At 72.6% G+C, this 12,451-nt stretch carries 11 protein-coding genes; 7 read left to right on the top strand and 4 right to left on the bottom strand.

Annotated elements, in window-relative coordinates; all coding sequences use genetic code 11:
- Nucleotides 1-233: 233 nt before the first annotated feature.
- Together ABD350_RS22655 and ABD350_RS22650 are read right to left on the bottom strand one after the other, a co-directional pair.
- Entirely contained in the window at nt 234-1,178 is a 945-nt protein-coding gene (locus ABD350_RS22655) for a DeoR/GlpR family DNA-binding transcription regulator (protein ID WP_465270422.1), read from the bottom strand.
- Nucleotides 1,179-1,345: 167 nt separating this feature from the next.
- The gene (locus ABD350_RS22650) at nt 1,346-2,794 is read right to left on the bottom strand and encodes an NAD(P)H-quinone dehydrogenase (RefSeq protein WP_344350064.1); all 1,449 of its coding nucleotides are present in this window, start codon (nt 2,792-2,794) and stop codon (nt 1,346-1,348) included.
- Nucleotides 2,795-2,890: 96 nt separating this feature from the next.
- Here ABD350_RS22650 and ABD350_RS22645 point away from each other — a divergent pair, with 96 nt between their 5' ends.
- The 3 genes from ABD350_RS22645 (at nt 2,891) to ABD350_RS22635 (ending at nt 6,041) form a co-directional block, all read left to right on the top strand.
- A complete protein-coding gene (locus tag ABD350_RS22645) occupies nt 2,891-3,328 on the top strand; it encodes a gamma-glutamylcyclotransferase family protein (RefSeq protein WP_030789665.1) in 438 nt (145 codons plus the stop codon).
- Nucleotides 3,329-3,453: 125 nt separating this feature from the next.
- Nucleotides 3,454-4,278, top strand: a complete 825-nt coding sequence (locus ABD350_RS22640; protein ID WP_344350063.1) for a purine-nucleoside phosphorylase — start codon at nt 3,454-3,456, stop codon at nt 4,276-4,278.
- A gap of 131 nt (nt 4,279-4,409) precedes the next feature.
- Nucleotides 4,410-6,041, top strand: a complete 1,632-nt coding sequence (locus tag ABD350_RS22635; protein WP_344350062.1) for a phospho-sugar mutase — start codon at nt 4,410-4,412, stop codon at nt 6,039-6,041.
- Nucleotides 6,042-6,214: 173 nt separating this feature from the next.
- Here ABD350_RS22635 and ABD350_RS22630 read toward each other — a convergent pair whose 3' ends face one another.
- On the bottom strand, nt 6,215-6,916 hold the full coding sequence (locus ABD350_RS22630) for a PH domain-containing protein (RefSeq protein WP_344350061.1): 702 nt from the start codon (nt 6,914-6,916) through the stop codon (nt 6,215-6,217).
- A 125-nt stretch (nt 6,917-7,041) separates the two neighbouring features.
- Here ABD350_RS22630 and deoC point away from each other — a divergent pair, with 125 nt between their 5' ends.
- From deoC to ABD350_RS22610, 4 genes are all read left to right on the top strand, one after another.
- Entirely contained in the window at nt 7,042-8,001 is a 960-nt protein-coding gene (gene deoC, locus ABD350_RS22625) for a deoxyribose-phosphate aldolase (RefSeq protein WP_344350077.1), read from the top strand.
- A 5-nt stretch (nt 8,002-8,006) separates the two neighbouring features.
- Complete coding sequence (locus ABD350_RS22620; RefSeq protein WP_344350060.1) at nt 8,007-9,443, top strand: aldehyde dehydrogenase family protein; 1,437 nt, start codon at nt 8,007-8,009, stop codon at nt 9,441-9,443.
- The gene (locus tag ABD350_RS22615; RefSeq protein ID WP_344350059.1) at nt 9,436-10,320 is read left to right on the top strand and encodes an aldehyde dehydrogenase family protein; all 885 of its coding nucleotides are present in this window, start codon (nt 9,436-9,438) and stop codon (nt 10,318-10,320) included. Before ABD350_RS22620 ends, ABD350_RS22615 begins: the two co-directional genes overlap by 8 nt.
- A 280-nt stretch (nt 10,321-10,600) precedes the next feature.
- The gene (locus ABD350_RS22610; RefSeq protein ID WP_382466952.1) at nt 10,601-11,236 is read left to right on the top strand and encodes a uridine kinase family protein; all 636 of its coding nucleotides are present in this window, start codon (nt 10,601-10,603) and stop codon (nt 11,234-11,236) included.
- 215 nt (nt 11,237-11,451) lie between these two features.
- Here the strand turns inward: ABD350_RS22610 and ABD350_RS22605 are convergent, their stop codons facing one another.
- Nucleotides 11,452-12,228: a SigE family RNA polymerase sigma factor gene (locus ABD350_RS22605; protein ID WP_344350058.1), complete on the bottom strand. Its 777-nt coding sequence runs from the start codon at nt 12,226-12,228 to the stop codon at nt 11,452-11,454.
- Between the last annotated feature and the right edge of the window lie 223 nt (nt 12,229-12,451).

The following is a 12,451-nucleotide window of genomic DNA, read 5'->3' as shown; positions in this document are numbered from 1 at the left end:
GCCCCTCAACGCCCACAAGGCCGGCACCATCAAAGGCCTGACCGCCGAAATCGGCGCCTCCCTCACCTCCGGCGCCCCCATCTGCGACATCAAGGACTGAACCGCGGTCGTACGGCAGTGAAGCGAGTCGGCCCCTGGCGCATGTCGCCGGGGGCCGCCCGCGTTCCGGGCTCCGTACCGGCCCGGCACGCCGGTCGTCCGTACCGTACGGGCCGGGTGTTCCGGCGGGGCGCTCAGCGTCGTCGCAGGTCCGCCACCCGGCCCCGTTCGGCCGGGGTCGGTTCGGGCAGCGCGGTGGCGGAGCGGAGGGGGGAGGCCCCCGGTACGTGGCTTCTGCGGGGTCCCGGCAGGGAGGTGCGGCGGCCCGCCGGGACCTGGTCACCCCCCGGGTTTCCGCTCGCCCCCGCAACGGCGATCTGGACGCCCTGGTCGGCGAGGGCCTGCAGTTCGGTGGCCGCGCGGTCGTCGTGGGGCGGGGGCTCGTCGGTGACCAGGCGGGTGATCAGGTCCGTCGGCACGGTCTGGAACATCGTGTCCGTGCCGAGCTTGGTGTGGTCGGCGAGGACCACGACCTCCGCGGCGGCCTGGACGAGCGCCCGGTCGACGGACGCCGAGAGCATGTTGGAGGTGGACAGCCCGCGTTCGGCGGTCAGACCGCTTCCGGAGAGGAAGGCCTTGGAGACGCGCAGGCCCTGGAGGGACTGCTCGGCGCCGGAGCCGACGAGGGCGTAGTTGGAGCCGCGCAGGGTGCCCCCGGTCATCACGACCTCCACCCGGTTGGCGTGGGCCAGCGCCTGGGCGACCAGGAGGGAGTTGGTGACGACCGTCAGGCCCGGCACGCGCGCGAGGCGGCGGGCCAGCTCCTGCGTGGTCGTACCCGCACCGACCACGATGGCCTCGCCCTCGTCGACGAGGCCCGCGGCGCGGTCGGCGATGGCCGTCTTCTCGGCGGTCGCGAGATGCGACTTCTGCGGGAAACCGGACTCCCGCGTGAACCCGCCCGGCAGTACCGCACCGCCGTGGCGGCGGTCGAGGAGTCCTTCTGCCTCCAGCGCGCGCACGTCCCGCCGTACGGTCACTTCGGAGGTCTGGACGACGCGGGCGAGCTCACGGAGCGACACGGCACCGTTCGCTCGCACCATTTCGAGGATCAATTGGCGACGTTCAGCAGCGAACACGAAACTGACAGTAACCCCAGCGACCGTCTGCTTTCAGCAGTTTGCGCCGAATAGCAGAAGTTGTTCGCAGCGTGGGGCACGAAGTGGTATAGGGCGCCGATCGGGACGATTTCGCCGCCCCTCGACGCCCGTGCCCCCGGTGACCAGCGAAAAGCCGGCCGGGGCCGTCAGCCCTCCGCGCTCGCCTTGCGGGTGTGCAGCTGCCGGGCGACCTCCGCGATCGACCCCGAAAGGGAGGGGTACACGGTGAAGGCGTTCGCGATCTGTTCGACCGTCAGATTGTTGTCGACGGCGATCGAGATGGGGTGGATCAGTTCCGAGGCGCGCGGCGCCACCACGACACCGCCGACGACGATCCCGGTGCCCGGCCGGGAGAAGATCTTCACGAAGCCGTCCCGGATGCCCTGCATCTTCGCGCGCGGGTTGCGCAGCAGCGGCAGCTTGACCACGCGCGCGTCGATCTTGCCCGCGTCCACGTCCGCCTGCGTGTAGCCGACGGTCGCGATCTCGGGGTCCGTGAAGACGTTCGAGGAGACCGCCTTGAGGTCCAGCGGGGCCACCGCGTCGCCCAGGAAGTGGTACATGGCGATCCGCCCCTGCATGGCGGCCACGGACGCGAGGGCGAAGACGCCGGTCACGTCACCGGCCGCGTAGACGCCGGGGGCGGTGGTGCGCGAGACCCTGTCGGTCCAGATGTGCCCGGACTCGCGCAGCTTGACGCCGGCCTCCTCCAGGCCCAGGCCCGCGCTGTTGGGGATGGCGCCGACGGCCATCAGGCAGTGGGTGCCGGTGATGACCCGGCCGTCGGCCAGCGCCACCTCGACCCGGTCGCCGACGCGCTTGGCGGACTGCGCGCGGGAGCGGGCCATGACGTTCATGCCGCGGCGCCGGAAGACGTCCTCCAGCACGGCGGCGGCGTCCGGGTCCTCGCCGGGCAGCACACGGTCGCGGGAGGAGACCAGGGTGACCTTGGAGCCGAGGGCCTGGTAGGCACCGGCGAACTCGGCGCCGGTGACGCCGGAGCCGACCACGATCAGCTCTTCGGGCAGCTCGGTGAGGTCGTAGACCTGGGTCCAGTTCAGGATGCGCTCGCCGTCGGGGCGGGCGTCGGGCAGCTCGCGCGGGTGCCCGCCGGTGGCGATGAGGACGGCGTCGGCGGTGAGGGTCTCCTCGGTGCCGTCGGCGGCGGTGACGACGACCTTGCGGGACCCGTCCAGGGCCTGCATGCCGTCCAGCCGGCCGCGCCCGCGCATGACCCGGGCGCCGGCGCGCGTGACGGACGCGGTGATGTCGTGGGACTGGGCGAGCGCGAGGCGCTTCACCCGGCGGTTGACCTTGCCGAGGTCCACCCCGACCACCCGGGCCGACCGCTCCAGCGGCGGGGTGTCGTCGGCGACGATGATCCCCAGCTCCTCGTAGGAGGAGTCGAAGGTGGTCATCACCTCGGCCGTGGCGATAAGGGTCTTCGACGGCACGCAGTCGGTCAGCACCGACGCTCCGCCCAGACCGTCGCAGTCGACGACGGTCACCTCCGCGCCGAGCTGGGCGGCCACCAAGGCCGCCTCGTATCCGCCGGGTCCGCCACCGATGATCACGATCCGAGTCACGTACCCCATTGTCCCGCACGCTTCAAGGTGCCACTGCCCGGGGGCGCCGCCGGGTCGCTCCCGTGACGCACGGGGCGCGCGGGACGTCTGCCGTACCCTCTCCCCATGTCGCTCTATGCCGCCTACGCCGGCAACCTCGACGCGCGTCTGATGTCCCGCCGCGCCCCGCACTCGCCGCTGCGCGCCACCGGCTGGCTCAACGGCTGGCGGCTGACCTTCGGCGGCGAGCAGCTGGGCTGGGAGGGCGCGCTGGCGACGATCGTCGAGGACCCGCTGGCCCAGGTCTTCGTCGGCCTGTACGACATCGCGCCGATGGACGAGGAGTCGCTCGACCGGTGGGAAGGGGTGGGGCTGGACCTGTACCGCCGGGTCCGCGTGCGCGCGCACACCCTGGACGGTGAGGAGCCGGCCTGGGCGTACGTCCTCAACGGCTACGAGGGCGGGCTGCCGTCGGCGCGCTATCTGGGCGAGATCGCCGACGCGGCGGAGTCGGCGGGCGCCCCGCACGACTATGTGATGGAACTCCGCAAGCGCCCCTGCTGAGAGGGGCGCACCGCCCCTTACCTCCCGTTTCGTCCGTCCTTTGTGGAAAACGACAAGGCAACGAACCCAAACCCGTGCGCTCTGTCATCTACGCGCGTAGGCGAAGAGCGGTTACCCTCATCGGCGTGAACGCATCTCTTCTTCCGGACGACATCCAGGGCGACCCCTACGCCGCCGCCGACGCCGCCGCCGCGCGCCTGCGCGCCCTCACCGGCGCCGAGACCCACGACGTCGCCCTCGTGATGGGCTCCGGCTGGGCTCCGGCCGTCGACGCGCTGGGCGCCCCCGACGCCGAGTTCCAGGTCACCGAGCTGCCCGGCTTCCCGCCGCCGGCCGTCGAGGGGCACGGCGGCAAGATCCGCTCGTACTCCTTCGGTGACAAGCGCGCCCTGGTCTTCCTGGGCCGCACCCACTACTACGAGGGCCGGGGCGTCGCGGCGGTCGCGCACGGTGTGCGCACGGCGGTCGCGGCCGGCTGCAAGACCGTGGTGCTCACCAACGGCTGCGGCGGTCTGCGCGAGGGCATGCGCCCCGGCCAGCCGGTGCTGATCAGCGACCACATCAACCTCACGGCGACGTCCCCGATCGTCGGCGCGAACTTCGTCGACCTGACGGACCTGTACTCGCCGCGCCTGCGCGCCCTGTGCAAGGAGATCGACCCCACGCTGGAGGAGGGCGTCTACGCCCAGTTCCCCGGCCCGCACTACGAGACCCCGGCCGAGGTCCGCATGGCCCGTGTCATCGGCGCGGACCTGGTCGGCATGTCCACGGTCCTGGAGGCCATCGCCGCCCGTGAGGCGGGCGCCGAGGTGCTGGGCATCTCGCTGGTCACCAACCTGGCCGCGGGCATGACCGGCGAGCCCCTCAACCACGAGGAGGTCCTCCAGGCCGGCCGCGACTCGGCGGCCCGGATGGGCCAGCTGCTGGCGCAGGTGCTGGGCAAGCTGTAAAGGGACGCGGGCGCCGCGGCGCCGGTGACGGGGGCTCCCGTACGTCCGCCTCCGAGCCGATGGTCTCGGGCGGGCGAACGGGGGTCCGGGGGCGGAGCCCCCAGCGACGACTAGGAGAGGTTGATCCCAAGGTGCACGACGATCTCATCGCCCGGGCCGAGGCCTGGCTCGCCGAGGACCCCGACCAGGAGACCCGCGACGAACTGGCCAAGCTGATCGACGCCGGTGACACGGCCGAGCTGTCGGCCCGCTTCGGCGGCACGCTCCAGTTCGGCACGGCGGGCCTGCGCGGCGAACTCGGCGCCGGCCCCATGCGCATGAACCGCAGCGTCGTCATCCGCGCCGCCGCCGGCCTCGCCGCGTACCTGAGGAAGCGGGGACAGGGCGACGGCCTGGTGGTCGTCGGCTACGACGCCCGGCACAAGTCGGCCGACTTCGCCCGGGACACCGCCGCCGTGATGACCGGCGCCGGCCTGCGTGCCGCCGTACTCCCCCGCCCGCTGCCCACCCCCGTGCTGGCCTTCGCGATCCGGCACCTCGGCGCGGTGGCCGGTGTGGAGGTCACCGCCAGCCACAACCCGCCCCGGGACAACGGTTACAAGGTCTACCTGGGCGACGGCTCCCAGATCGTGCCGCCCGCGGACGCCGAGATCGCCGCCGAGATCGACGCCATCGCCTCCCTGCACGACGTGCCGCGCCCGGACGCCGGCTGGGAGATCCTGGACGACTCGGTCCTGGACGCCTATCTGGCCCGTACGGACGCCGTCCTCGCGGCGGACTCCCCGCGCACCGCCCGCACGGTCTACACGGCCATGCACGGCGTCGGCAAGGACGTGCTGCTGGCCGCCTTCGCCCGGGCCGGCTTCCCCGAGCCGGTGCTGGTCGCCGAGCAGGCCGAACCGGACCCGGACTTCCCGACGGTCGCCTTCCCGAACCCGGAGGAGCCGGGCGCCATGGACCTGGCGTTCGCCCGGGCCCGCGCCACCGGGCCGGACCTGGTCATCGCCAACGACCCCGACGCCGACCGCTGCGCGGTGGCCGTCAAGGACGGCGCCGACTGGCGGATGCTGCGCGGCGACGAGGTCGGCGCGCTGCTCGCCGCCCACCTGGTCCGCCGCGGCGCGACCGGCACCTTCGCGGAGTCGATCGTCTCCTCCTCCCTGCTCGGCCGGATCGCCGGCAAGGCGGGGCTGCCGCACGAGGAGACCCTGACCGGCTTCAAGTGGATCGCCCGCGTCGACGGCCTGCGCTACGGCTACGAGGAGGCCCTCGGCTACTGCGTGGACCCCGAGGGCGTGCGCGACAAGGACGGCATCACCGCCGCGCTGCTGATCACCGAGCTGGCGTCGGTGCTGAAGGAGGAGGGCCGCACCCTTCTCGACCTGCTCGACGACCTCGCCGTGGAGCACGGCCTGCACGCCACCGACCAGCTGTCGGTGCGGGTGAAGGACCTGTCGCTGATCGCGGACGCGATGCGCCGGCTGCGCGAGCGGCCGCCGGCCGAGCTGGCCGGCCTGCCCGTCGTCCGGGCCGAGGACCTGGCCCGCGGCTCCGAGAGCCTGCCGCCCACCGACGGCCTGCGCTACACCCTGGACGGCGCCCGGGTCATCGTCCGCCCCAGCGGCACCGAGCCGAAGCTGAAGTGCTACCTGGAGGTCGTCGTACCGGTCTCCACCCACTCCGGCCTCCCGGCCGCCCGCGCCCGCGCGACCGAACTCCTGACCACCATCAAGCACGACCTGTCGGCGGCCGCGGGCATCTGACCCGCTCCCCTGGACCAACCGGCGCCGGGCACCCCTCACGGGGAGCCCGGCGCCGCGCCGTGCCCGAACCGATCCGGCGGCCGTACGAGCCGTGGCCCGGCCCGCCCGGCCGCCGCCGGACTCCTACAGGCCAGGCGGCCGGGCACTGGGTCCCCCCGCGGTCCGGGACGGGCTCAGCCCGTGGCGAGGAGGATCGCCAGCAGTACCGCTCCGGCGACCGCGGGTGCGGCCACCTCGTAGGCCCAGCGGACGGTGATCTCGCCCTGCGCGGGCTCGGCCTCGGCGTGCTGTTCCAGGAGGTCGCGCAGGTCGTCCATCACCTTGTCGGTGTCGGCGCGGGTGGGTCCGGTGTCGGGGCCGCGCAGGGCGAAGCCGCCGAAGCCCGGGCCGGCCGGCCCGAGCCCGCCGCCCCGGCCGCCCGGCGTCCGGCCGCGGGACGCGTCCGCCGCGGCCCGCTGCTGACGGCGGGCCGCCTTCTTGCGGGCGCGCAGCGAGACGGGGATCGCCCACAGCTGGTACTTGGCGCCGGACCTGGCGAGGACCTCGTTGGTGTAGCCGGAGCGCAGGCCGGCGACCTCCCCCCAGGGCAGGGTGATCACCCGGAACGGGTTGCGCACGCGCAGCCGCTCCTCGTTGGCGAAGACCGCCGGGCGGAGCGTGAAGGCGAGGATCAGCGGTACGACCAGGATCAGGCCGGCCAGCGCCAGCCACGGGGTGCGGCCCTGGCCCTTGAACAGCGCGTCGAAGCCCAGCCAGAGCACGACCAGGAGCAGCAGCACGCCTCCCGCCAGCCCCAGGGGTGAGCGGTAGATCCGGTCCTTGCCGACGGGCACCGGAGGCTGTGACGCGGGTGACGGGTGATCCGGGGTGGTCATGGGCCGATTCTGCCCCACGGCGACGCGGACTCACCCGTGTGGCGGATCCCCGCCCGGACCCGGCCCTGTCCGCCGTCCCGGGACTTCCCATCCGCTACGCGCGTAGATATGCTCGTCTGGTGACCATGCCCACTACCGCATCCTCAGCCCACGTTCTCTCGGACGTCGCCGCGTCCGACAGCACGCTGCGCCGCTTCCTGCACGGGCTGCCCGGCGTCGACGCGGTCGGCCTGGAGGCGCGCGCCGCGTCCCTCGGCACCCGCTCCATCAAGACCACCGCGAAGGCGTACGCCATCGACCTCGCCATCTCGATGGTCGACCTGACGACGCTGGAAGGCGCGGACACCCCGGGCAAGGTCCGGGCGCTCGGCACCAAGGCGGTCCACCCCGACCCCACGGACCGTACGACCCCCACGACGGCCGCGGTCTGCGTCTATCCCGACATGGTGGCCGTCGCCAAGGAGGCCGTCGCCGGCTCCGGCGTGAAGGTCGCCTCGGTGGCCACCGCTTTCCCGGCCGGCCGGGCCGCGCTCGACGTGAAGCTGGCCGACGTGCGCGAGGCCGTCGCCGCCGGCGCCGACGAGATCGACATGGTCATCGACCGGGGCGCCTTCCTGGCCGGCAGGTACCTGAAGGTGTACGAGGAGATCGTCGCCGTGAAGGAGGCCTGCGGGACGAGCGCCCGGCTGAAGGTCATCTTCGAGACGGGCGAGCTGTCGACGTACGACAACATCCGCCGCGCCTCCTGGCTCGGCATGCTGGCCGGCGCCGACTTCATCAAGACCTCCACCGGCAAGGTGGCCGTCAACGCGACCCCCGCGAACACCCTGCTCATGCTGGAGGCGGTGCGCGACTTCCGGGCGCAGACCGGCGTCCAGGTCGGTGTGAAGCCGGCCGGCGGCATCCGCACCAGCAAGGACGCGATCAAGTTCCTGGTGCTGGTCAACGAGACCGCGGGCGCGGACTGGCTGGACAACCACTGGTTCCGCTTCGGCGCCTCCTCGCTCCTCAACGACCTGCTGATGCAGCGCCAGAAGCTGGCCACGGGCCGCTACTCCGGCCCCGACTACGTAACGGTGGACTGATCCCCATGGCATCCGCATTCGAGTACGCGCCCGCGCCCGAGTCCCGCTCGGTCGTCGACATCGCTCCCTCGTACGGCCTGTTCATCGACGGCGAGTTCACCGAGGCCGCCGACGGCAAGGTCTTCAAGACGATCGCCCCGGCGACGGAGGAGGTCCTCTCCGAGGTCGCCCGGGCCGGCGCCGAGGACGTCGACCGCGCGGTCAAGGCCGCCCGCAAGGCGTTCGAGAAGTGGTCGGCGCTGCCCGGCGCCGAGCGCGCCAAGTACCTGTTCCGCATCGCCCGCATCATCCAGGAGCGCAGCCGCGAGCTGGCCGTCCTGGAGACGCTGGACAACGGCAAGCCGATCAAGGAGACGCGCGACGCGGACCTCCCGCTGGTCGCCGCGCACTTCTTCTACTACGCGGGCTGGGCCGACAAGCTCGACCACGCCGGCTTCGGCGCGAACCCGCGCCCGCTGGGCGTCGCGGGCCAGGTCATCCCCTGGAACTTCCCCCTCCTGATGCTGGCGTGGAAGATCGCCCCGGCGCTGGCGACCGGCAACACGGTCGTGTTGAAGCCGGCCGAGACCACCCCGCTGTCGGCCCTGTTCTTCGCGGACATCTGCCGCCAGGCCGGCCTGCCCAAGGGTGTCGTCAACATCCTCCCGGGCTACGGCGAGGCGGGCGCCGCGCTGGTCGCCCACCCGGACGTGAACAAGGTGGCGTTCACCGGTTCCACGGCCGTCGGCAAGGAGATCGCCCGCACGGTCGCCGGTACGGCGAAGAAGCTGACGCTGGAACTGGGCGGCAAGGGCGCCAACATCGTCTTCGACGACGCGCCGCTCGACCAGGCCGTCGAGGGCATCGTGAGCGGCATCTTCTTCAACCAGGGCCAGGTCTGCTGCGCGGGCTCCCGCCTGCTGGTGCAGGAGTCGGTCCAGGACGAGCTGCTGGACGCCCTCAAGCGCCGGCTGTCCACGCTCCGCCTCGGCGACCCGCTGGACAAGAACACCGACATCGGCGCGATCAACTCCGCCGAGCAGCTGGCCCGGATCACCGAGCTGGCCGAGCGGGGCGAGGCGGAGGGCGCCGAGCGCTGGTCCCCGGCCTGCGAACTGCCCTCCTCCGGCTACTGGTTCGCGCCGACGCTGTTCACGAACGTCACCCAGGCGCACACCATCGCCCGCGAGGAGATCTTCGGCCCGGTGCTGTCGGTCCTCACCTTCCGTACGCCCGACGAGGCCGTCGCCAAGGCCAACAACACCCAGTACGGTCTGTCGGCCGGCATCTGGTCGGAGAAGGGCTCGCGCATCCTGGCCGTCGCGAACAAGCTGCGCGCCGGTGTCGTGTGGTCCAACACGTTCAACAAGTTCGACCCGACCTCGCCGTTCGGCGGTTACAAGGAGTCGGGCTTCGGCCGCGAGGGCGGCCGCCACGGCCTGGAGGCGTACCTCGATGTCTGACCGTTTGAGTGTCTTCAAGACCTACAAGCTGTACGTCGGCGGGAAGTTCCCGCGTTCCGAGAGCGGCCGGGTGTACGAGGTGACGGACTCCAAGGGCAAGTGGCTGGCCAACGCCCCCCTCTCCTCCCGCAAGGACGCCCGGGACGCGGTGGTCGCCGCGCGCAAGGCGTTCGGCGGCTGGTCCGGCGCGACCGCCTACAACCGCGGCCAGGTCCTCTACCGCGTCGCGGAGATGCTGGAGGGCCGGCGCGAGCAGTTCACGCGCGAGGTGGCCGACGCGGAGGGCCTGTCCAAGTCGAAGGCGGCGGCCGTCGTGGACGCGACGATCGACCGCTGGGTGTGGTACGCGGGCTGGACCGACAAGATCGCCCAGGTGACCGGCGGCACCAACCCGGTCGCGGGCCCGTACTTCAACCTCTCCTCCCCCGAGCCGACCGGTGTGGTCGCCGTCGTGGCCCCGCAGGAGTCGTCCTTCCTCGGTCTGGTGTCGGTCGTGGCCCCGGTGATCGCGACCGGCAACACGGCGGTCGTCATCGCCTCCGAGAAGGCCCCCCTGCCGGCCCTGTCCCTGGGCGAGGTGCTCGCCACGTCCGACGTCCCCGGCGGTGTCGTCAACGTCCTGTCCGGCCGTACGGCGGAACTCGCGGCGCCCCTGGCCGCGCATCAGGACGTCAACGCGATCGACCTCGCGGGGGCGGACCAGGCGCTGGCGAAGGAGCTGGAGATCGCGGCGGCCGACAATCTGAAGCGGGTCCTGCGTCCACAGCCTGTGGACTACTTCGAGACGCCCGGCACCGAGCGGCTGACGGCGTTCCTGGAGACGAAGACGGTGTGGCATCCGACGGGGTCGCTGGGCGCCGGAGGGTCTTCCTACTGAGGGGTCCCGCCGCGGGGGGGGCGCGGCGGGTTCAGTGGCCCGGAAACGCGAGGACCGGGCCCGCCGGCGGCACGCTGCCCGGGGGCGGGGCCCGGGCCAGGGGGCGGGTCGGCATCTGGGTGCCGACCGGCTGGAAGACGGCCACCCGGGTGTCGTTGACGCCACCTTCTGATGCTGTGGGTAATCATTCCGGCGCGAAGGGTAGCCGAGGCGGGGTTCACGCTCGAAAGCCGACCCGCGGGGTCGGCAGGCGGTCCGTCATGCGTCAAACTGGTGTTCCGTGAGCATTCATCCCCCGTCTTCCGCCCGCGTCGTGCTGTTGTGCGGCCCCTCGGGCTCGGGCAAGTCCCTCGTCGCCGCCCGCTCCGGGCTCCCCGTGCTGCGCCTGGACGACTTCTACAAGGAGGGCGACGACCCGACTCTGCCGCTGGTGGAGGGGAGTTCGGACATCGACTGGGACCACCCGGACTCCTGGGACGCGGACGTCGCGGTCGCGGCCATCGCCCGGCTGTGTGCCACGGGGTCGACGCCGGTGCCGGTGTACGACATCGCGCTGAGCGCCCGTACCGGCGAGGAGACGCTGCGCATCGGCCGTACCCCGCTGTTCATCGCGGAGGGCGTCTTCGCCGCGGAGATCGTCGGGCGCTGCCGGGAGCTGGGGGTGCTGGCGGACGCGCTGTGCCTGTCCCGGGGCCCGGTCACCACCTTCCGGCGGCGTTTCCTGCGCGATCTGAAGGAGGGCCGCAAGTCGGTGCCGTTCCTGCTGCGCCGCGGCTGGCGGCTGATGCGTGCGGAGCGGTCGATCGTCGCCCGCCAGGTGTCCCTCGGCGCGCACCGTTGCGACCGGGACGAGGCGCTGGGCCGGCTGGCGGCAGCGGCGGCGGGCCGTCAGGTACGCCAGCAGACGCCGGCCTGAGCGTCGTAGCGGACGGGGGGTGCCGGACGCAAGGTGCCGCCGGGCGGTGGGCATGCGAAACGGGACTGGCCGGTCCCCCCGGTCCACCAGTCCCGTTCCTGTTTCTCCCCCGTGATCCCCCGTGATCCCCCCGTTTTCCCCGTGGGACCACCCCCCAGTGGTCCCCCGTGCCCCCGTGTTCCCCCCTCGGGCCACCTCCCCCGGTGACCCTGCCTTCAGGCGACCAGTTCGCCGAAGGCGGTCTCTTCGTCGCGGCCGAAGCTGAGGACCTCGTCGTCGCGCAGGCGGCGCAGCGAGCGCCAGATGCTGGACTTCACCGTGCCGACGCTGATGCCGAGGATGTCGGCGATCTCCGGGTCCGTGCGGCCCTCGTAGTAGCGCAGGACCAGCATGGTGCGCTGGAGTTCGGGCAGCCGGGCCAGCGCCTGCCACAGGACCGCGCGCAGCTCGGTGCCGCGCATCGCGTCCGTCTCGCCGGGCGTCTCCGGCAGTTCCTCGGTCGGGTACTCGTTGAGCTTGCGCCGCCGCCAGGCGCTGATGTGCAGGTTGGTCATGGTGCGGCGGAGGTAACCGCCGACCGCGGCCTTGTCGCTGATCCGGTCCCACGCCCGGTACGTCGAGAACAGCGCGCTCTGCAGCAGGTCCTCGGCCTCGTGGCGGTCGCCGGTCAGGTGGTAGGCGGTGGCGTACAGGGAGGCGCGGCGCTCCTGGACGTAGGCGGTGAACTCCGCCTCCGACAGCGAACGGCGCTCCCCCGGGACCTCCCGGTACGCGGCTCCCCCGTGCGTTTCCCCCGTGTGCGCGTGAACCACCGACATGTACGCCGGATGCTGACGCCCGGTGCCACGAGCGCACCCCCGCCCTCCCCCAAGCCCTCGGCTTCGCTCGGGCAGGGAGGTGCCCCCTTCGGCACCGGACCTCTCGGTTCCCCGGTGCACGTCGTGCAGACGCGTGACCACTGCGCTGGTGCTGATGCTGTGCAGCGTGTTCATCTCGCGCTCCCCGTCGTGGACTTCCGGTGAATCGGTTTTGCCGGACCGGCTCGGCTCGCCGTCCGGCCCGTGACGAAAAGCCTGCCGGGGCCACTTCATGGCCGTGTCCGCCGACTGTCACAGACCTGTCACAGGGGTCCGGAGGGGGCCCGGCCGGGCCGGTCACCGGCCGCGCACGGTGGGTGGCGGTGCGCGAGGAGTGGTACGGGCCGGTCGTACGACA

The organism is Streptomyces nogalater (assembly GCF_039532885.1).
Classification (GTDB): Bacteria; Actinomycetota; Actinomycetes; order Streptomycetales; family Streptomycetaceae; genus Streptomyces; species Streptomyces nogalater.
Note: the sequence above shows the minus strand (reverse complement) of the source record. Positions and strands in the feature narration are given on the sequence as shown.